The 19,598-nt window shown below is 73.1% G+C and carries 20 protein-coding genes; 14 read left to right on the forward strand and 6 right to left on the reverse strand.

Annotated features, from left to right (window positions below):
• The 4 genes from ACRX5S_RS13920 to ACRX5S_RS13935 form a co-directional block, all read left to right on the forward strand.
• Positions 1 to 2,761, forward strand: a 2,761-nt coding sequence (locus ACRX5S_RS13920) for a nitrate- and nitrite sensing domain-containing protein (protein WP_436773223.1), incomplete at its 5' end; no start/stop codon positions are given.
• A 5-nt stretch (positions 2,762 to 2,766) separates the two neighbouring features.
• A complete protein-coding gene (locus ACRX5S_RS13925) occupies positions 2,767 to 3,192 on the forward strand; it encodes a roadblock/LC7 domain-containing protein (RefSeq protein ID WP_436773224.1) in 426 nt (141 codons plus the stop codon).
• A gap of 20 nt (positions 3,193 to 3,212) precedes the next feature.
• Positions 3,213 to 3,590, forward strand: coding sequence for a DUF742 domain-containing protein (locus ACRX5S_RS13930; RefSeq protein WP_436773225.1), 378 nt, complete (start codon positions 3,213 to 3,215; stop codon positions 3,588 to 3,590).
• A 4-nt stretch (positions 3,591 to 3,594) separates the two neighbouring features.
• Positions 3,595 to 4,185 carry a GTP-binding protein gene (locus tag ACRX5S_RS13935; protein WP_436773226.1) on the forward strand — a complete coding sequence of 197 codons (591 nt, stop codon included), beginning with the start codon at positions 3,595 to 3,597 and terminating at the stop codon, positions 4,183 to 4,185.
• Positions 4,186 to 4,226: 41 nt separating this feature from the next.
• Here the strand turns inward: ACRX5S_RS13935 and ACRX5S_RS13940 are convergent, their stop codons facing one another.
• The gene (locus ACRX5S_RS13940; protein WP_436773227.1) at positions 4,227 to 5,003 is read right to left on the reverse strand and encodes a DUF4232 domain-containing protein; all 777 of its coding nucleotides are present in this window, start codon (positions 5,001 to 5,003) and stop codon (positions 4,227 to 4,229) included.
• 221 nt (positions 5,004 to 5,224) lie between these two features.
• On the opposite strand from ACRX5S_RS13940, the gene ACRX5S_RS13945 reads away from it, so the two are divergent.
• Positions 5,225 to 6,715, forward strand: a complete 1,491-nt coding sequence (locus tag ACRX5S_RS13945) for a helix-turn-helix domain-containing protein (RefSeq protein WP_436773228.1) — start codon at positions 5,225 to 5,227, stop codon at positions 6,713 to 6,715.
• A gap of 23 nt (positions 6,716 to 6,738) precedes the next feature.
• Here the strand turns inward: ACRX5S_RS13945 and ACRX5S_RS13950 are convergent, their stop codons facing one another.
• Positions 6,739 to 8,364 (reverse strand): ABC transporter permease, encoded by a 1,626-nt coding sequence (locus ACRX5S_RS13950; RefSeq protein WP_436773229.1) that lies wholly within the window; start codon positions 8,362 to 8,364, stop codon positions 6,739 to 6,741.
• Positions 8,361 to 9,335, reverse strand: a complete 975-nt coding sequence (locus ACRX5S_RS13955) for an ABC transporter ATP-binding protein (RefSeq protein ID WP_436773230.1) — start codon at positions 9,333 to 9,335, stop codon at positions 8,361 to 8,363. Before ACRX5S_RS13955 ends, ACRX5S_RS13950 begins: the two co-directional genes overlap by 4 nt.
• A gap of 91 nt (positions 9,336 to 9,426) precedes the next feature.
• On the opposite strand from ACRX5S_RS13955, the gene ACRX5S_RS13960 reads away from it, so the two are divergent.
• Positions 9,427 to 9,948: a GbsR/MarR family transcriptional regulator gene (locus tag ACRX5S_RS13960; RefSeq protein ID WP_436773231.1), complete on the forward strand. Its 522-nt coding sequence runs from the start codon at positions 9,427 to 9,429 to the stop codon at positions 9,946 to 9,948.
• A 28-nt stretch (positions 9,949 to 9,976) separates the two neighbouring features.
• On the opposite strand, the gene ACRX5S_RS13965 is transcribed toward ACRX5S_RS13960, so the two are convergent.
• Positions 9,977 to 10,225 (reverse strand): hypothetical protein, encoded by a 249-nt coding sequence (locus ACRX5S_RS13965; protein ID WP_436773232.1) that lies wholly within the window; start codon positions 10,223 to 10,225, stop codon positions 9,977 to 9,979.
• A 248-nt stretch (positions 10,226 to 10,473) separates the two neighbouring features.
• Here ACRX5S_RS13965 and ACRX5S_RS13970 point away from each other — a divergent pair, with 248 nt between their 5' ends.
• The 4 genes from ACRX5S_RS13970 to ACRX5S_RS13985 all read left to right on the forward strand — a co-directional run bounded on the left by ACRX5S_RS13970 (position 10,474) and on the right by ACRX5S_RS13985 (position 12,820).
• Positions 10,474 to 10,983, forward strand: coding sequence for a hypothetical protein (locus tag ACRX5S_RS13970; protein ID WP_436773233.1), 510 nt, complete (start codon positions 10,474 to 10,476; stop codon positions 10,981 to 10,983).
• Positions 10,984 to 11,158: 175 nt separating this feature from the next.
• Positions 11,159 to 11,725 (forward strand): redoxin domain-containing protein, encoded by a 567-nt coding sequence (locus ACRX5S_RS13975; RefSeq protein WP_436773234.1) that lies wholly within the window; start codon positions 11,159 to 11,161, stop codon positions 11,723 to 11,725.
• 81 nt (positions 11,726 to 11,806) lie between these two features.
• On the forward strand, positions 11,807 to 12,127 hold the full coding sequence (locus ACRX5S_RS13980; protein ID WP_436773235.1) for a hypothetical protein: 321 nt from the start codon (positions 11,807 to 11,809) through the stop codon (positions 12,125 to 12,127).
• 144 nt (positions 12,128 to 12,271) lie between these two features.
• Entirely contained in the window at positions 12,272 to 12,820 is a 549-nt protein-coding gene (locus ACRX5S_RS13985; protein WP_436773236.1) for a hypothetical protein, read from the forward strand.
• 39 nt (positions 12,821 to 12,859) lie between these two features.
• On the opposite strand, the gene ACRX5S_RS13990 is transcribed toward ACRX5S_RS13985, so the two are convergent.
• Positions 12,860 to 13,444, reverse strand: coding sequence for a TetR/AcrR family transcriptional regulator (locus tag ACRX5S_RS13990; RefSeq protein WP_436773237.1), 585 nt, complete (start codon positions 13,442 to 13,444; stop codon positions 12,860 to 12,862).
• A 147-nt stretch (positions 13,445 to 13,591) separates the two neighbouring features.
• Here ACRX5S_RS13990 and ACRX5S_RS13995 point away from each other — a divergent pair, with 147 nt between their 5' ends.
• The 3 genes from ACRX5S_RS13995 to ACRX5S_RS14005 all read left to right on the forward strand — a co-directional run bounded on the left by ACRX5S_RS13995 (position 13,592) and on the right by ACRX5S_RS14005 (position 17,234).
• Positions 13,592 to 15,193 (forward strand): MFS transporter, encoded by a 1,602-nt coding sequence (locus ACRX5S_RS13995; RefSeq protein WP_436773238.1) that lies wholly within the window; start codon positions 13,592 to 13,594, stop codon positions 15,191 to 15,193.
• Complete coding sequence (locus tag ACRX5S_RS14000; RefSeq protein ID WP_436773239.1) at positions 15,193 to 15,747, forward strand: hypothetical protein; 555 nt, start codon at positions 15,193 to 15,195, stop codon at positions 15,745 to 15,747. The genes ACRX5S_RS13995 and ACRX5S_RS14000 overlap by 1 nt, the downstream gene beginning before the upstream one ends.
• Before the next feature lie 377 nt (positions 15,748 to 16,124).
• Positions 16,125 to 17,234 carry a PucR family transcriptional regulator gene (locus ACRX5S_RS14005; protein ID WP_436773240.1) on the forward strand — a complete coding sequence of 370 codons (1,110 nt, stop codon included), beginning with the start codon at positions 16,125 to 16,127 and terminating at the stop codon, positions 17,232 to 17,234.
• Positions 17,235 to 17,271: 37 nt separating this feature from the next.
• Here the strand turns inward: ACRX5S_RS14005 and ACRX5S_RS14010 are convergent, their stop codons facing one another.
• Positions 17,272 to 18,369: an epoxide hydrolase family protein gene (locus tag ACRX5S_RS14010; protein WP_436773241.1), complete on the reverse strand. Its 1,098-nt coding sequence runs from the start codon at positions 18,367 to 18,369 to the stop codon at positions 17,272 to 17,274.
• A gap of 326 nt (positions 18,370 to 18,695) precedes the next feature.
• On the opposite strand from ACRX5S_RS14010, the gene ACRX5S_RS14015 reads away from it, so the two are divergent.
• Positions 18,696 to 19,541, forward strand: coding sequence for an ABC transporter ATP-binding protein (locus ACRX5S_RS14015; protein WP_436773242.1), 846 nt, complete (start codon positions 18,696 to 18,698; stop codon positions 19,539 to 19,541).
• Positions 19,542 to 19,598: the final 57 nt, after the last annotated feature.

The raw sequence follows: 19,598 nt of genomic DNA on the forward strand, positions 1-19,598 counted from the left end.
CGGCTCCCCGAGGCGGCCCCAGCGGACCGCGCAGAACGCCACCCACCACGCCCGCCGCCCGACGCGCCTCCGCCTCCCCGGCCTGCGCTCCATCCGGGCCCGGATCGTCGTCCTCGTGCTGGTGCCGAGCATCGCGCTGATGGCGGTGTGGGGCACGTACACCTACGGCCGGTACGACCAGGCCGCCGACCTCCGCCGCACCCTCGACGACGTGCAGAGCGTCGCGGTCAAGGGCGAGCTGGCCATGGTGGCCATGCAGGAGGAACGCCGCCTCACCATGGAGTTCCTGGCCGGGACCGGTGCGGACCGATCGCGGCTGGACACCCAGCGCCAGGTCACCGACCAGGCCCTCGGCGTCATGAGCCAGGCCGCCGAGCCCGTGGTCAAGCGCCATCCACCGGAGCTGAAGCGGACGTTCGAGCGGATCACCGCCGGACTCGGCGGACTGCCCGGCTTCCGGCAGCAGGTGAACGCCCGGCAGATCGGCGCGGACGCCGCGTTCCAGTTCTACTCCGGTGCCCTCGAAGGCGCGATGGGATACTTCGAGGCGCAGGTCAGGTCCACCAACGACACCAAGACCGCGACCGAGGCCGGCACCGCGGCCGCGCTGTTCCGCGCCCTCGAATACCTGGCCCGGCAGAACGCCGTACTCTCCGCGGGCGTCGCCGCCCCGAACGGCCTGACCGCCCCGCAACGCGCCCAGTTCGACCAACTGGTGGGTGCGCAGCGGGCCCAATACGCCTTCGTGAGCCCGCAGTTGCGCGGCGCCCAGGCGGCACGGTACGAGCAGATCCTCGCCAGCCCCGACTGGGCCGTGCTCACCGAGGCCGAGAACACCGTCTCGGGCCGTACCGGCAAGGTCGCCGTCGACGCGGCGGCGCTGCAACGGGCCATGCTGTCCAGCGCCCAGCAGCTCCAACAACTCACTCTGGACCAGGTCGAGTTCGCCCGCGGGTACGGCGAGGACCGGATCGACGACCTGACCACCTCGGTCATCGTGGTCGGCGCCCTGACCCTCGCGTCCATCATCCTGGCGGTTCTGATCTCCGTGCTGGTCTCGCGCGCCCTGCTGCGGCGGCTGCGCGGGCTGCGCGACTCCACCCGCAGGCTCGCCACCGAGCAACTACCGGATGTAGTCACCCGGTTGCAGCGTGGTGAGAAGGTCGACCCGGGCGAGGTCGGTTCCGACTTCGACCAGGGGCACGACGAAATCGGCGAGGTGGCAAGCGCCTTCGACGAGGCCCAGCGGACCGCCGTACGCGCGGCCATCGAGCAGGCCGAGACCCGGCAGGGCGTGAGCCGCGTCTTCCTCAACATCGCGCACCGCAGCCAGGGCCTCGTGCACCGGCAACTCGCCCTGCTGGACGAGATGGAGCGCGAGCACGAGGACCCGGACCTGCTCGCCGAGCTGTTCCGGGTGGACCACCTGGCCACTCGCATGCGCCGCAACGCGGAGAACCTCTCCGTGCTCGGCGGCACGATGCCGGCGCGCCGCTGGCGGCGTCCGGTGCTGCTCGCCGAGATCCTGCGCGGCGCGGCCTCGCAGACCGAGGACTACTCGCGCGTCAAGCTGACCATGGTCCCGGAAGCCGGGCTGGCCGGCCCGGTCGCGGGCGACGTGATGCACCTGCTGTCCGAACTCGTGGAGAACGCCGCGTCGTTCTCGCCCCCGCACACCACGGTGCGGATCAGTGCCGAGATCGTGCCCAACGGCCTGGGCATCGAGATCGAGGACCGCGGGCTCGGCATGGCCCCGGAAGCGCGGGACGAGGCCAACAAACTCCTGCGCATGGCGCCCGAGTTCAACGTCATGGGCTTCACCACCGACACGCGCCTGGGGCTGTTCGTGGTGGCCCGGCTCGCGCACCGGCACGGGATTGCGGTCAGCCTGCGGGCGTCGCCGTACGGCGGCACCTCGGCGGTCGTGCTGCTGCCGCTGGGCCTGCTCGGCGACGCGAACAGTGCGAAGGACGCGGGCGGTGCGGAGGACGGCGACGCGGACGCCGCGTACGCCCTCAGCGCCGCGCCCGCCGGAGGCAAGGCACACGGTGCAAACACCATGAACAGCGGGCCGGTTCCCGTCGAAGCCGTGCCGACCGCCATCGGCCACGGCAGGGATCGCGACCGGGACCGTGAGAGGGAGAGGAACCGGGACTGGGAGCGAGACCGGGTTTCCGTCGTACCCGCGCAGCCGCGTACCCTCCAGCCGGCGACTCCGCACCCGGAACCGGACCGACCCGAGCCCATCCATCTGGGCCCCGCCCGTCCCGAGCCGGTCCGCCCCCAACTGGCCGCCCCCGAACGAGCGCGCCCGGAACCAGTACGGTCCCACCCCGCCCCGCTCGCCCCGCCCCACGCCGTCCCGCTCCCCGGCGCGACCTCGACAGCAGGCGCCCCGAGCACCCAAGGCGCGCCGAGCATCCCGGGCACCCCCGGCTCCCCTGGCGCCCCCGGCTCCCAAGGCGCCCCCGGAGCACCCCAGGAACGCCGCCTCCCCCGCCGCATCCGCCGCGCAAGCCTGCAACCCCAGCTGCTCCGCCGCACCGAGACCGAGGCCCCGAATCCCCACGCCGACGTCGAACACCGTCCCGCCGAGGAGGCCCGCCAGGTGATGGCGGCCTTCCAGCGCGGCTCGTTCAAGGGCCGCACCGAGGCCGGCCGGCTCCAGGAGGACTGGCGGCACCCGGACGACGACGAGGCGGCTCCGCCGACCTACCCGCACAGCGCGCCCGAGTATCCGAACGGACAAGGACAGTGGTGACCGCGATGAGCTCCGTGACGCACGACAACACCGAGCTGAACTGGCTGCTGGACGACCTGGTCAAGCGGGTCCCGCGGACCCGGCACGCCATCGTCCTGTCCGCCGACGGGCTGCTCATCGGCAAGTCCCGCGGCCTGGACCGGGACGACGCCGAGCACATGTCCGCCGTCGCCTCCGCGTTCCAGAGCCTGGCCCGCGGCGCGGGACGGCACTTCGACGGCGGCCGGGTGCGGCAGACCATCGTGGAGCTGGAGAAGGTCTTCCTCTTCGTCACCGGCGCCGGTCGCGGCGCCTGCCTGGCCGTGCTGGGCGAGGCGGACATCGACGTCGGTCTGGTGGCGTACGAGATGAACCTGATCGTCAAGCGCGTCGGAGACTTCCTCGCCGCGGCGCCGCGCCACGCGGTGGCCGAAGCCCGGCCGGCGTTCTGACACGGCGGGGACACCGACGCATGTCGCCCGCAGCCGACGACACGTGGTGGGACGAGGACGCCGGCCCCGTCGTGCGCTCGTTCGCCCGGACGGGCGGCCGCACCCGCCCCAGCCGCGACGAGTTCAACCTCATCACGCTCATCGTCAACGCCGGCAACGAGGCGGCGCTGCCCGCCCTGGAGCCGGAGCACCTCGGCATCCTGCGGCTGTGCACCGACGCCCCGCTGTCCGTCGCCGAGATCTCCGCCGCGCTGAACCTCCCGGCGACCGTGGTGAAGGTCCTGCTCGGCGACCTCCTCGACATGGGGGCGATCCACACGCGTGCGCCGATCGCGCTCGCGGAAGCCCCCGACATCCACGTACTCCAGGCGGTTCTCGATGGCATTCGCAGGATCTGAACCGATGCCGGCCCCCGGACCCGGCTTCGCCCCGGACCAACTGCCCGCGGCGGTCAAGATCCTCATCTCCGGCGGCTTCGGCGTCGGCAAGACCACCATGGTCGGCGCGGTCAGCGAGGTGCCGCCGCTGCGCACCGAAGAGGTCATCACGCAGGAGAGCCAGGGCATCGACGACCTGACCGGCGTCGAGTCGAAGACCACGACCACGGTCGCCCTCGACTTCGGCCGCATCACGCTGGGCCGCGGGCTCGTGCTGTACCTCTTCGGCACGCCGGGCCAGGACCGCTTCTGGTTCATGTGGGACGAACTGGCGGTCGGCGCGATCGGCGCGATCATCCTGGCCGACCCGCGGCGCCTGGCCGACTCGTTCCCCGCGATCGACTACTTCGAGGTACGCGGACTGCCGTTCGTCGTCGCCGTCAACTGCTTCGACGGCATCAGCGAGTTCGGCATCGACGAGGTGACCGACGCGCTCGACCTGGACCCGCACGTCCCGGTGGTCATGTGCGACGCGCGGTCCCGCGAGTCCGGCAAGCACGCGATGGTGACGCTCATGGAGCACGTCGTCGCCATCCGCACGCCGGTTCACGGGTAGTCCGCGCGTCGCATCCGCGCGTCGCATCGCCGCGCGCTCCGTCAGCTCAGCGCGAGGTCCAGCGTCTGCTGCCAGTACGTCACGCGCAGCGCGGTGTCGACATACACGCCCGCGGCGGGCAGCGGCACGTCGGCGATCGATCCGTCGTCGAACGGCAGCGTCAGCGACGAAGTCGTGTACCCGTTCTCGCCGCTGCCGTCGGTGGCCGACAGGCGTACGCCCGCATAGCCGGACTCGCCGGGCGCGAGGGTGACGACCGCCTGGGGCTTCGTGGAGTCGTCCACCGGCGGTACGGCCTGAGCCTCACCGAAGCGCGCGGCCGGGTAGCCGACCAGGTAGCAGTTCTTCGCACCGGTGTTGGTGACGGTGAGGAGAAGGTGGTTGAGCGGCCGCGCGACGACGGTCGCGGTGGTCTTGGTGTTGGAGGCGCCGCAGTCCGGGAAGTTGGGCGGGACGTCCGAATCGTCGGACGAGCTGCCGCCGTTCGAGCCGCCGGACGACGTGTTGCCGCCACTCTTGCCGGAGCTGCCGGAGCCGTTTGTACCGCCGGACGCCGTGGACCCTTGCGACGTGCCGCCGTTGCCGCTCGCCGCCCCCGAACCCGCTGTGCCCGCACCCGTGGTCGCCGCCCCGCTCGGCGACGGCGCCGGGCTCACGCCGCTCGTAGCGCCAGCCGGCGCAGAAGGGGCGGGCACGGGGGAAGACGCCCCGGCGCCGGCGGCGTTGTCGTCCCCGTTGTTGCACGCCGTCAGCGCGAAGGTGGCGAGCGCGACGGTCGTGGCGGCGAACAGGCGGGTGCGGGCAAGACGAGCGGACATGGCTGATCCCCTGTATCTGGGTGGGTGTTGACGGTCTGCCGGGGCACGTCCGCGGACTTCGGTCGACGCGGCGTGCTCCGCTGCCCAGATCTTGGGCGCGGATCCGTCCCGCCCGCCACCACCGCCGGACAGTTTGGGATGCTGGAACGCCCGAACGGGCCTGACCTGCGGGAACGCCGGTCCCCTGGAACGCTGTCCGGTACACGGGAGAAGGAGGAACGGTGGCCGACGAGGAGTTCGCGGCACTGCTGCGGGAACTCAAGGACCGGTCGGGCCTGAGTTACGGGGTGCTGGGGAAGCGGCTGCACCTGAGCGGTTCGACCCTGCACCGGTACGTCAACGGGGACGCCGTTCCGCAGGACTACGCGCCTGTCGAACGGTTCGCACGCATCTGCGGCGCCACCTCGGAGGAGCTCGTCGAACTGCACCGGCGCTGGGTCCGGGCAGACGTTCTGCGGGGGCGCAGAGGTACGGCGAACCCCGGCCCGGAGAACCGGAACTCGGCCGCTCCGTCGCTCGAATCCGCGCCCGATGTGGCACCCCAACCTGCGGCACCGGAGCAACCCGACCCGCCCGCCGATACGCCGTCCGCCGATACGCCGTCCGCCGATACGCCGTCCGCCGAGTCGCAGTCCGCCGAGTCGCCGTCCGCCGACTCGCCACCTGCCGACTCGCCACCTGCCGACTCACCGCCCGGCGACACGCGGTCGGCCGACACGCCGTCCGCCCCCGCCCCCGACCCTGAAGACTCACCCGTTCCGCCACCTCCGCTCGACGCCGCCGCCCCGAAGCGCCGACGCCGCCGCACCGTCGCCATCGCCGGTGCCGGTGCGGCCGCCGCCGCGGCCGTGTCGGTCGCGCTCATCGTCAACCTCCTGCCGGGCGGCGACGACAGCGGCGCACGCCAGAGTGCCGGAGCCACGTCATCCCTCGGCACAGCCTCCGCAGCCACGTCCCAGTCGGCCTCGGGTTCGGACGCGGCGCCGCCCGCGCTGACACCCCCGTCGTCGGCCCCCACATCGGCCCCCTCGTCACCCCCCTCGGCCTCCCCGCGCGGCACCGGCAGCGCACCGCCGCAGCCGGGAACGGCGGAGACGCTCCGGGACGGTGCCGCCCCGACCGTCGCGACGAATCCGTACAGGTGGGAAGGCCCGTGCAGCCAGCACTACTTGGTCGACCGCAAGCCCGCCGAGATGCCCCCGCCGCCCACCCAGCAGGACGCCCGCCGCTGGGTGGCCGCGGTCGGCGCAGTCTCGGGCGGGGACCAGATGCTCGCGCTGACCGTGCAGGGGGCCGGGGCGGAGACGGTCGTCCTGGAGGCGCTGCACGTGCGGGTCATCGGCAAGGACGCGCCGCTCGCCTGGAACGACTACGTCATGGGCGTCGGCTGCGGCGGCGAGGTGAGCACCAAGTCGTTCGACATCGACCTGGACGCGGGACGTCCCGGCACCGCACCCAAGTCCGGGCAGCGGGACTTCCCCTACAAGGTCAGCGAGACCGACCCCGAGGTCTTCTACGTGACCGCGCACAGCGAGGGCCACGACGTGAGCTGGTACCTGGAGTTGGAGTGGTCCAGCGGCGACCGCCGCGGCTCGGTGCGGATCGACGACAACGGCAAGCCCTTCCGCACCAGCGCCAATGCGGGACGCCCGGCGTACCAATACCCCAACGGCGCAAGCGAGTGGGACAAGCCCCTGGACGAAGAGGGCTGAGCCCGCAGGGAAGTTACCCTCCGCTACCCCGACCGCATGTCCCGACGGCGAAGCGCCGCGAGTCCGACAGCGACCAGCAGGGCGGCAAGCACGGTGAGCACTCCGACCGCGGGCCAGTCCATGGCGTTGCCCGGCATCTTGGGCACATGGGCGAACGGTGAGACCTTCAGCGCCCATTGCGGGAGGTTGAACGCGGCGCCGAGCCAGCCGAGCCCGAGGCAGAGTCCGGCGTACGCCCACCCCAGCACCGCCGCGCGCGGATAGGCGCCGTAGGTGAGCACCGCAACCGCCCCGACCGCCCATACCGCCGGCACCTGGACGAGGGCGCCGCCGAGGACCGCCCCGGCGTCCTGGCCGTAGCCCGCCGCGAGGCCGAGGCCCGCCACGATCATGAGCAATGCCGCGCCGCCGAACGCCACGGCCAGGTGCCCCGCGGCCCAGCGCACGCGTCCCACCGCGTTCGCGAGGAGCGGTTCGGCGCGCTGCGCGGTCTCCTCACCGTCCAACCGGAGCACCGACTGCACGATATAGAGGGCTGCGACCATGCCGAACATCGCGACCATGCCAGCGAGGAACGCGTCGGTCACGCCGGATTGGCCGCCGAGCCGGGCGATCATCTCCTGGGCCTGCTCGTTGTCGCCGATCAGGTCGGCGGCCCCGTCCGTCATCGCGCCGAACATCACGCCCGCCACCAGGAATCCGCCGCCCCACCCGGACAGGCTGCCGCGTTGCAGACGCCACGCGAGCCCGCCCGTCGTGCCGAGCGCGCCGGTCGCCGGGCCTGGGCGCGCGGGCAGGAAGCTCATCCCGATGTCGCGGCGTCCGGCCAACGTGTAGGCGATGAGCGCCTGTACGGTGATCGCCGCCGCGAACACCAGGAGCACCCACCAGCGTTCGTCCGCGAAGGAGCGCAGGTTCTCCGCCCACCCGATGGGGGAGAGCCACGTCAGGATGTTGGACCCGTCGTCCGCGGCGGCGTCCCCGGCCGCCTTGAGCGCCCACGCCAGGCCGAGTACGGCCGCCGTGAGGCCCTTCGCGAGCCGTGCCGTCTCGGTGAGTTGCGCCATGACCGCGGCCGTGGTGGCGAAGAGCATGCCGACGGCGCCGATGCCGAGGCCCAGCGCGAGCGCACCGGCCCGGCCCTCGCCGGACAGGCCCGCGGCGACGATCACGGCGATGGCGGCGTTGGCCGTCAGGGCGGTCAGCAGCGCCGCGGTCAGGGGTGCGCGGCGGCCCACCATCGCGGCGGACAACATCTCCTGACGGCCCGTCTCCTCCTCCTCGCGGGTGTGGCGGACCACGATGAGCAGGCTCATCACCGCGGCGAACGCGGCCATGAAGGCGACGTACCGCCAGGCCACGATCGCGCCGAGCGAGTCGTCGAACACCGGTCCGTAAAGCGACCGGAGCGAGCTGTTCGCGGCCATCGAGTCGACGATGTCGGCGCGTTCGGCCGGGGTGCCGTAGACGCTGCCGAGGCTGCCCGCGGCGCTCGCGGTGGTGCCGCCGATCAGCAGCACCCACAGCGGCAGCATGACCCGGTCGCGGCGTAGCGCGAGGCGCAACAGGCCGCCGGTCCCGGTGAGTTGGCGCGCTCCTCCGCTGCGCCGGGTGAACGCCGCGGGCCCGGCGGCCGTCGTCGCGGTCATCGCCGCACCGCCCCGCGCGACGCGGTCCCCTGCGCGTTTCCGGCAGCCGCCGCGCCGTCCGGCTCGAACGTGCCGTCCCGCGCATCTGCGTCGTCCTGGTAGTGCCGCAGGAACAACTCCTCCAGGGTCGGCGGCGTGCTGGTGAGCGACCGTACCCCCGAGTCCGCCAGCGACCGCAGCACCGCGTCGAGCTTGTCCGAGTCGACCTGGAACCGAACGCGCTGTCCCTGCACTTCGAGGTCGTGAACGCCCGGTAGCCGGGCCAATCCGTTGGGCGGACCCGCAAGTTCGGCGCTGACGCTGGTCCGCGTCAGGTGGCGCAGCTCGGCGAGCGTCCCCGACTCGACGGTGCTCCCGCGCCGGATGATGCTCACCCGGTCGCACAGCGCCTCGACTTCGCTGAGGATGTGGCTGGACAGCAGGACGGTGCGCCCGCGTTCGCGCTCCTCGGCCACGCACTGCTGGAACACCTCCTCCATCAGCGGGTCCAGCCCCGAGGTCGGCTCGTCCAGGATCAGCAGGTCGACCTCGGACGCGAACGCCGCGACCAGGGCCACCTTCTGCCGGTTGCCCTTGGAGTACGTGCGGCCCTTCTTGGTGGGGTCCAGCTCGAACCGCCGCAGCAGTTCCGCGCGGCGGTCCGGGTCGAGCCCGCCGCGCAGGCGGCCGTAGAGGTCGATGACCTCGCCGCCGCTGAGGTTCCGCCACAGGGTGACGTCGCCGGGCACGTACGCCAGCCTCCGGTGCAGGGCGACCGCGTCGTGCCACGGATCGCCGCCGAGCAGGCGGACGGTGCCGGCGTCCGCGCGCAGCAGGCCGAGCAGGACGCGGATGGTGGTGGACTTCCCGGACCCGTTGGGGCCGAGGAAGCCGTGCACCTCCCCGGTCCTGACCTCCAGGTCGAGACCGTCCAGTGCGTGTGTCCGGCCGAACGACTTGTGCAGTCCGGCGACGGTGATGGCCATGGTCATGGTTTTGAACATACGCTGTCTTCAGGAAGTTGTGAAATAAAGGAAGCGTATAAACTTGGGAGAGGCGCCGAGCAGGGGAGACGAGACGGCGATGACATCAGGCAGCGGGAGCGCGCCCGAGACGGCAGCGGACACGGCACGGGACGACGAGGCCGTGTCCCGTTTCGTCGAGGCCTTCGCGGGCGTGTTCGTGGAGGCGGGCGTGCAGCGCATGCCGGCCCGGGTGTTTGCGGCCCTGCTGTCCGCCGACTCGGGGACGATGACCTCCGCCGAGCTCGGCGAGCGCCTCCAGGTCAGCCCGGCGGCCGTCTCCGGTGCGGTGCGCTACCTCAGCCAGCAGCACATGCTCTCCGTGGAGCGCGAGCCGGGCACCCGCCGGGACCGTTACCGGGTGCGTAACGACCAGTGGTACGAGGCGCTGGCCAGCCGCGACGTGGTCATCAAGCGCTGGCAGGAATCGCTGCGCGAGGGCGTGCGCAGCCTCGGCGCGGACACCCCGGCGGGGCGCCGCATGGCCGAGACGCTGGCGTTCTTCGAGTTCGTCGGTGAGGAACTGCCGCTGATGCTGGACCGCTGGCGCTCCCGCCGCGACGAACTCTTCGGCACTTCCTGACAGTTCCGCCGCGCGAGGCGGCAAGCGCTCAATCCGGCAGCCGCAAGGCCAGGCCGTCGAGGACGATGTCGAGGCCGTACGCGGACTTCGCGTCGCGGATCCGGACCGGATCCCGCTCGGCGCCGCCCCCGTACGGGTCGCCGGGCAGGGCGTGCCCGGCGGTGTGTCGGACGCGCGGCCCGAACTGGTGGGTGAGGCCCCGGCCCGCGCGGGCGGGCGGTTGCGGCCGCTTGCCCCCCGTACATCCGCGGGCGGCGGTCCGCCGTTCGGCATACACCGCGGGGAGCACAGCCGGGGCCCGGACGACAACCGGCGGCGTAGCGCAGGAGCCCGCCGTGGGCGGACGCCTCGGACCCGGTCCGCGAACGAGGCTGGGCGTGTGCCGAGGAACGGCGGCCGGAAGCGACCACCCCCACCGAAAAAGGTGGGGCTGGCCCCACCCCGGTTCGGATGACGGCCCCATGGGTCGGAGCGCCCGCGGTTCCTAGGTTGGAGAGACACGGACGACGAGGCTCCGCCGAGCGGATGAGGGGAACAACAGTGAGCAGCCAGCAGCCGGGCCCCATCGCCTCGTTCGTGCGTTTCGTGGTCTGCGGCGGGGGCACCGGACTCGCCTCCAGCGCCGCGCTGGTGTACCTCTCCGGGAGCATGTCGGTCGCCGTCGCCAACGCGATCATCACGGTGGTCTCCACGCTGCTCGCCAACGAACTGCACAGCCGGATCACCTTCCGCAACGGGCGGGCGAGCTGGCGCGTGCACATGGAGTCCACCGGAACCGCGGTGGTCTGCTACCTGTTCACGACCGCCGCGATGCTGATCCTCGACGCGGTCGCGACGAGCCCCGGGGCGCTCACCGAACAGGCCGTCTACCTCACGGCGTCCGGCCTCGCCGGGATCGGACGGTTCCTGGTGCTGCGGCTGTTCGTCTTCGCCCGCCCGAAGTCCGCCGCCACCCGCACCGCGCCCGTCGCCGCGCTGCCGACCGCCGCCCCGGCCGCCGCCCTCGACCGCGCCGCGGTCGCCGTCGCGGCCTGACACCGCGCCGCGGTCGCCGTCGCGGCCTGACCCGGGTCCCGAACAACCCAGCCGGACAAGGGAGATCGTCTTGGTGCCGGGGCCGGGGAAGGTTGGGAAACCGGGCAAATTCCCGCGGTCGCCGCAATAGCATCGGTGGGGTTCGCGCCCTGCTCCTCCGTTCCGGGAGTCTGCGATGCGTGTACGGCTGATTCTCGCGCTGGCCGCCCTGGCCGCCCTGGCCGCGGTCTCCGGGTGCGGCTCCGCGGCCGAGTCCGGCGGCCCCGACGGCGGCACGTCCCCCGCTGCGGCGGCCGCGCCCGTTCCGGCCCCGGCCGCGGCGTCCCCGACCGGCACGCCCGACCTGCTGGTCTTCACCGCCACCACGATCGACCGCAAGCCCTTCGCCGGGGTCACGCTGCTCGGCAGGCCCGCGGTGCTGTGGTTCTGGTCCGCGGCCGGCCCCGAGTGCCGGGCGCAGGGCGCGGAGACCGACAAGGCGGCGGTGCTGTTCGCGGACCGGGCCACGGTGGTCGGGGTCGCGGCGGCGGGCGACCCGGCCGCGCTCCGGGAGTTCGTCGCGTCGACCGGGGTCGGCGCACTGCCACACCTCACCGACGCGAGCGGCGACCTGCGGCGGCGTTTCGGGGTGACCGAGCCCGGCACGTACGTCTTCCTCGACGCGGGTGGCGCGGTGGTCCACCGGGCTGTGCTGCCGCGTGGCGAGGGCCTGGTGGTGCGTACCGGCGAATTGGTGCGCTGACCGGCCGTTCCGCCGGTTCCCGCTGTTGACCCGCCCACATGCGTCCTTCAAGCTCAGGGGGTCGTGGTGAGGAGGGTCGCGGTGGGGAACTGCGGAAGTTGCGGCGGCGGGGGCCTGGTGCCGATGGACGGCATCTGCGGGGGATGCGGGGGATCGGGCCGCTGGTCCATGAACCCGGAGGACCAGATGTCCTGCGGCGGGTGCGGGGGCAGCGGGCGGCAGATGCAGATGCAGCCGTGTCCGAACTGCGGGGGATCAGGCGGATATTCGGCCGGCGGCGGCGGGCCGGTGTACGCGTCGCCGCGCGGCCCGATGTCGCGCGGTGCACGGCTCAAGGTCCTGGCCATGAACCTCATCGTCTTCGGCGGCCTGGCCGGGTACGTCTACTACACGACGCGCTGAACGGGGGCGCGCGGACGCCCTCCTGGACGCGGGGCCGGGGGCGGCGGCCCTTGGCATGCCCGCAGGAGTGGGTGGGGCCCGGTCGGGCCCGGCGCCCGCCCCGACCCGTGCCGCCGTGCCCCGGTGCTGACACAATCACCGCCCATGATGAGGCTGACTCCAGGAATCGCCGCGTTGTCCGGGGCCGGGATCGGTTCGGTTGCCACGATCTTGGGGGTGTGGATCTCCCAGGCGCTGAGCGCACGACGGGAACGGGGGCATCGCACCTGGGAACGCCGGGCTGCGGCCTACGAGGACATTCTGATAGCGATGGCCAGGCTGCGCGGCGAGCGCAAAGAGGCCACGAGTACGGGGGAGTTGCGCCTGGCGAGACTCGCCAACCCGGACTCGGAGGACGGGGCGCGACTCGCGGCGCAGGCCAATCTGTACGGCGGTCCGGAGCTGCGCCGCGCGCAGGAGGCGGCGTTCGCGTCCCTCCAGAAGTGGCTGATGGCGCTGATGGCCTGGCGCTCGTACCACGACACCTACAACTCGCTCCCCGACTCGCCGCCGCAGAAGGGGGCGGACGCACTGTGGGACTCGGTCCTGGAGGCGGGCGCCGCGGCGGACAAGGCGGATCTGGCGTTGACCGCGCAGGTGCGCAAGGAGGCGCTGGGCGAGCGCCCCAAACGGTTCCTGCGCGGCGGCAATTGACGATGTTGACGGGCCGTCAGAGCGGGGGCTGACCGGCCGTCAGTTCGATTCCGTGCCGCGCGGTTCCGTGCCGCGCAGCACGATCTCGACCAGCGCCTCGAAGTCCATGGGCGGGTCGGCCGGGAAGCCGGACTGCTCGACGGCGATCCAGCCCATGACGGCCGAGGCGAAGGCGTACCAGCACTGCCGCGCGTACGCCCGTGGATGGCCGCCGAGCATGTACGCCTCGACCACCGCCCGCTCCACAGGCCCGTGCCCGGCCTCGCGGTGCACGCCGGTGGACAGCATGCGCGCCGCGAAGCCGGGGACGGTGCGGAACTCGCGCCGGATGCCGTGCGCCAGGTCGGCGAGCCACCGCTGCCACGTCTCGGTCGTCGGCGGTTCGTCCGGCACGATGCGCCGACCCATCTCCGCGCTTGCCAGGTCGAGCAGTTCGTCGCGATTGCGCACCCAGCGGTAGAGCGCCGACGGCGCCACTCCCAGGCTGCGCGCGACCCCCTGCATGGTCAGCGTGTCGAGGTCCTGCGCGAGAACCGCCGCCACGATCCGGTCGCGGTCCAGCGTCGGCGGGCGACCCACGCGCGGGGTGCGGGCGCGGGGGCGCGACGGATCGGCCTGGGGCATGGCGGCAGCTTAGTCGCGGCCCGAGAGGTCTCCGAACGCTGTCCCGGAGCGTGTTGACGCTGCGTTTGTGAATTGGCTTCACAAATTAATTAGGCCAACCTAATATCAGTCGGGTACCCGGAGTTCCCCCTGCCGGAAGGTGCCGTCATGCCCGCACGCCCGAAAACCGCCGCTCCGCCCGCGGACGGCCAGTCACCACCGAACCCGGGCGTCCTGCTGGCGCTCGCCTGCCTCGTCGTCTTCGTCGTGATCCTGGACGCCACGATCGTGTCGGTGGCCCTCCCCGGCATCGCCGACGGACTGGACATGGGCGCGACGTCGCTGCCGTGGGTCGTCAACGCGTACACGCTCGCGTTCGCCGGCTTCCTCCTCATCGGCGGACGCTGCTGCGACCTCTACGGCCGCAGGCGCACCTTCTTCGCCGGACTCGCGCTGTTCACCGCCGCCAGCGCCGCGTGCGGCGCCGCCACCGGCCCGACCACCCTGCTGGTCGCCCGCGCGGCCCAGGGCCTCGGCGGGGCGCTGCTCACCCCCACGACCCTCGCGGTGATCACCCACACCTACCCGGAGGGCCCGCGGCGCGCCCGCGCGCTCGCCCTGTGGAGCGCGGTGGGGGCGATGGGCGCCTCCGCGGGCACCGTGCTCGGCGGCGTCCTGACCGAATGGCTCAGCTGGCGCTGGGTGTTCCTCATCAACCTGCCGGTCGGCGTGCTGGCCTTCGTGGTCGCCGCGCGCCATCTCCACGACCACCCCGCCGCACGATCCGGGGCCGATCGGCCGCGTCTGGACGTGCCGGGCGCGGTGTTCGCCACTGCCGGGATCGCCGGGCTGCTCTACGGGCTCATGGAGTCGTCGGCGTACGGCTGGTCCGCACCGCGTGTGTGGGCGCCGCTGGCCGCGGGCGCCGCTCTCCTGGCCGTCTTCGCCGTGCACCAGACGCGCATCGCCGCGCAGCCGCTGGTGCCGTTGTCGGTCGTACGCGCCCGGTCGGTGGCCGGCGCCAACCTCGTCATGTTCCTCATGGGCCTCGGCTTCTTCGCCAGCCCGGTACTGCTCTCCCTCTACCTCCAGGGCGCCCGCGACTGGTCGCCGCTGCGGGCGGGGCTCGCGTTCCTGCCGATCAGCGCGGCCCTGATGACGGGCGGTCTCGCCGCAGGGCGCCTGATCCCACGCTTCGGCCCGCGTGCGGTGGCGGGCTGCGGGACGCTCATCGGCGCCGCCGGATTCGGGTGGCTCGCCCTGACCCTCGACGCGGACGCGGGCTACCTGGTGTCCATCGGCCTGCCGGGCGTGCTGTTCGGGCTGGGCATCGGTGCGTCGTTCACCCCCATCACGGTCGCCGCGACCAGCGGAGTCGCCCCGCAACTCGCGGGCATGGCATCGGGCTTGCTCAACACCACCCGGCAACTCAGCGGTGCGGTGGGCCTGGCGGTGCTCACCACGGTCACGACCGCGGCGGCGTCCGGCTACGCCGAGGACCACCCGGCCACGCCGGGAGGCGAATCGGGCGCGGCCGCCCTGGCCCACGGCAACGCGGTGGCCTTCGGAACGGCGGCGCTGGCCGCGGCACTCGCGGCGGTCGGTGCGTGGGTGCTCATGCGTTCGGGCAGGGGGAACGGGGACAGCGGCGTACGGTCCGCCTCCCCGGACGGCCTCGCGGCGGACGCCACGAGGGAGGGCGAGGCGGACCGCGGCGCGGACGGCACGGCGACGGGCGCCGTGCCGGCCAAGGAGAGAGGGAGCGTGTGATGAAGTACAGGCGAGCGCTCGGATTCGCGGCCGCCGCGCTGGTGGTCGGGGCGGCTGTCGGCGGGTGCAGTGACGACGGGGACGGCGGCGGGGACGAGACGCCGACGCCGCCCGCGCCGACCACGGCGTCCGGCCCGACCCAGGGGACGCCGTCACCCGACGCGACGGCCACGACTTCGGGGACGTCACCCGGCACGACCGCCGCGAGCCCGCGGCCCACCGCCACGGGAACCGCGCAGGACAAGTACTCCGGCCTCGCCGACCCGCACATCGCCGAATACCTGCGCGGAGTGGACGCGATCGGCGACAAGTACGGCGTCGAGGAGACCGGCAACACCGTCGAGCAGCGGGCGGCCAACGTCGTGAACATGCGCAACACCCTGTGCGCGAAGGACGGCCGGGGCGGCTACCGCCCCTCCGCCGCGGGCCGGGCGGCGACGTCCCAGATCATCGCCTCGGGCGCGGACAGCCTCGGCGTCCCGCCCGAGCGGTTCCCGGAGTTCCGCGAGGAGTTGCTGAACCTGGGCGAATCGACGCTCTGCGTCCCGAAGTAGTCCGGTCGCCCGAGGGCGAGGCGCGGCACGGCGGTTCGCGGCGGGGCTCGGCCCTGCCGCGTCCGGCGCGTCCGATCCGCCGTACATCTGCCTGTGTGTGCACCGCTCCTGACGGTCCGTCAGCGGTGTGTGCGGCGAGTCGGGACCGGCGCCGGAGCGGGCCCGGGCGGCGGACCGCGCCGCCCGGGGACGGCCCCGCCGCCGACTGCGGTGTGAGAAGGCTTCGGCGGCGCGGCCGGACCGCATCCCCCGGGGGCAGCGTGAGGCATATCCCGCTCGTATACATTGCCGGAGTCCGGCAGTCTTGACGCGTCCTTGATGCCGGACGCCGCCGGGAGGGCCCGGTCGCGCGGTGTGGACGGTTGGGAGCGGGCGGGGTGCGGGACTCACAGGACGGCGACGACTACCTCGCCGGGTACGAGGTGCTGCTCGACGAGGTCTCGCGGACCGGGCGCCGACTGACCCGCGAGGAGATCGACGTACGGCGGCTGGAGGGCGAGCGCGCGGCCGTGGCCGGGCGCCGCCTGCGCGACATGGTGGTGGGCCACCTCGCCGCGACCCGGGCCGCGTGGCCCGGACTGTCCGGGATCAAGGGCGCCGTCGGGCAGCGCGACCTGAGCGCCGCCGCGCTGGCGGTGCTCGGCGCGACCGAGCAGGCGGTCGACGCGTTCTCCCAGGGGTACGACCACGCGCAGCGGCTCGCCGTACGCCGCGAGGAGGCCGCACGCCGGGAGTTCGTCGACGACCTGCTCTACGGCCGCAGCGACCTCGGCAGCCTGTCCGAGCGGGCCCAGCGCTTCGGCCTGCGGCTCGCCCGCTCGCACACGGTCGCCGTCGCGGTCGGCGACGAGCCGTACGACGAGACCCACCCCGTCACCCGCCGCGTGGAGAGCGCGCTGACCGGGCGCTTCGGCAACCGCAGGATCCTGCTGACCACCAAGGACGGCCGCCTCGTCTGCGTCGCGCCGAGCGACGGCGAGGACGGCGGAGGGGCGGGCCCCGCCCGCTACTTCGCGAAGCAGGCGCATGCGGCGACCGGCGGCGGCCGGGTGGTGCTCGGCCGCTCGCACCCGGGCCCGGGCGGCGTCGTGCTGTCGTACGAGGAGGCGCTCAGCGGCCACCACCTGGCCACCCGGATGGGATTCGACGCCCCCGTCATCGAGGCCGCGGACCTTCTGGTCTACCCGGTGCTCGCCCGCGACCGCGAAGCACTGGCGGATCTCGTGCGCACCGTGCTCGGGCCGCTGACCTCCGCGCGCGGCGGCGCCGAGCCGCTGCTGCGCACGCTGGAGGTCTACTTCGACGCGGGATGCGTGTCGGCGGAGGCGGCACGGCGGTTGGAACTGAGTGTGCGTGCGCTGACGTACCGACTGGAGCGGATCGCGCGGTTCACCGGTGCCGACCCCGGCGAACCGCTGGAGCGCTACACGCTCCAGACCGCCGTCATCGGCGCCCGGCTGCTGGACTGGCCCGCCCAGGAGTTGTGAACTCGCCTCCTGGGCAGGGCCGTCAGCCGGGTCGCGGTTACGCGATCGACAGGAAGAACTTCCGGATGTCGGCGGCGAGCAGGTCCGGCGCCTCCAGTCCGGGGAAGTGGCCGCCGCGGTCGAACTCCGACCACTGCGCGATGTCGAACGTCTTCTCCGCGAACTGCCGGATGGGCCGCGTGATGTCCTCCGGGAACGACGCGATGGCCACCGGCTGCGTGGTCTTCCAGCGTGCCGGCCCGCTGTCGTGGTGCAGCCGCGGTGCGGAACCGGCCGTGCCGGTCAGCCAGTAGAGCATCACGTTGGTCAGCACGCGGTCGTCGCTGATCGCGAAATCGTCGCCCGCCCACTCGGTCATCATGTCGAGGATCCAGGCCAGTTGGCCGATCGGCGAGTCGTTCAGCCCGTAGGCGATGGTCTGCGGCTTGGTCGCGTTGAGCACCCGGGCGCCGGGCTGGTTCGCCAGGTAGTCCCTGATCCGGTCGAGGCGTTCCTGGTCGGACGCGGACAACTCGTAGTCCTCGCCCGGCGGCGCGGGCGTCGGGTGGTAGTTGAGGTGGATCGCGGCGACGTGTTCGGCGTCGTGCTCGGACAGCGCCCGGGAGATCGCGGCGCCGAAGTCGCCGCCCTGCGCGCCGTAACGGGTGTAGCCGAGCCGGCGCATCAGCTCCGCCCAGGCCCGGGCCACCCGGTCGATGTCCCAGCCGCGTTCGTTGGTCGGGCCGGAGAAGCCCCAGCCGGGGATGGACGGTATGACGAGGTGGAAGTCCTCGGACAGCGGCGCGATGACGTCCAGGAACTCGACGACCGAGCCGGGCCAGCCGTGCGTGAGGATCAGCGGGAACGCGTCGGGGTTCGCGGCGCGCACGTGGAGGAAGTGCACGCGCTGACCGTCGATTTCGGTGGTGAACTGCGGGTGGCTGTTGAACTCGGCCTCATGCGTGCGCCAGTCGTAGCCGTGCCGCCAGTAGTGCGCGAGCTGCTGGACGCGTGCCAGAGGTAGCCCGTAATCCCAGCCGGCGTCGGGGAGTTCGTGTGGCCACCTCGCGTTGTCGAGGCGCGCGTGCAGGTAGTCGAGCTCGGCCTGCGGGATGTCGATGCGGAACGGCTTGACGGCGGTGGCGTCGGCGGTCACGGGGTCCTCCGGGGGTTCGGGCGGAGGCGGTACGGACCTCCGCGCGGAGCGGTATCGCGGGCGGACGCGGTGGCTCTCGGGCCTCGGGCGCCTCCGGCTCGGATGTCAATAACGTACATGGATATTAAGTACATGGCTAGTATCTGGCCTCGGTGGTGGGGGCCCCGTCCGCCGACCGCGCGCTGACCGTCTCCGCGACCGGCGGTCGGTGTTTGGTGCGCGGACGGTCAGCGGGTCCGGTGAACCTCGTCCTTGTCGGAACACCGCCGGAAACGCCCCGGGAACACCCGGAGGACGTCGACCCGGGCCGAACCGAGGAGACCGCCATGTGGAACCGCCGCAACCGTTCCCGCACCGCCGCGCACGCCGCCACCGACACCGCCGCACCCGCGGCCTCGGCCGCGGCCGGTCCGGGGGAGGCCCTGCGCCTCGATCGCGTCGGCAGAATCCACGGCGCCGAGGGCAACCGCGTCGTGGCCCTGGACGACGTGTCGCTGACGCTGCGCCCGGGCACCTTCACCGCGATCATGGGCCCGTCCGGCTCCGGCAAGAGCACGCTGCTCCAGTGCGCGGCGGGCCTCGACCGGCCCACCAGCGGACGGGTGTTCGTGGACGGCGTCCCGCTCGACGGCCGCGACGAGACGGCGCTGACCACGTTCCGGCGCGACCGGATCGGCTTCGTGTTCCAGCAGTTCAACCTGATGCCGACGCTGACGGTCCTTCAGAACACCACGCTGCCGCAGCGTTTGGCCGGACGCCGCCCCGACGAGGCGCGCGCCGCCGCCGTGTTGGCGCGCGTGGGCCTCGGCGACCGCCTGGGCCACCTGCCGTCCGAGCTGTCCGGCGGCCAGCAGCAGCGGGTCGCCATCGCCCGGGCGCTGGTCACCGAGCCCAAGGTCGTGTTCGGGGACGAGCCCACCGGCGCACTCGACAGCCGCAGCGCCCGCGAGGTCCTGGGCCTGCTCGCCGAGGCCGTACGCCTGCACGGCCAGACCGTCGTGATGGTCACGCACGACCCGGTCGCGGCTTCGTACGCGGACTCGGTGGTCTTCCTCGCCGACGGCCGCATCGCCGGCGAACTGAACGCCCCCACTCCGGACGCGGTGGCCGAGCGCATGACGCACCTGGGGGACCCGACGGACGACGGGCGCCCGGTGACGGCCGCCCGCTGATTCACGAACGGCAGTTTACGAACGACGGTTCACAAACGGCCGTTCGCGAACCACCGT

Origin of the sequence: Yinghuangia sp. YIM S09857, assembly GCF_051388915.1 — a bacterium.
Taxonomy (GTDB): Bacteria; Actinomycetota; Actinomycetes; order Streptomycetales; family Streptomycetaceae; genus Yinghuangia.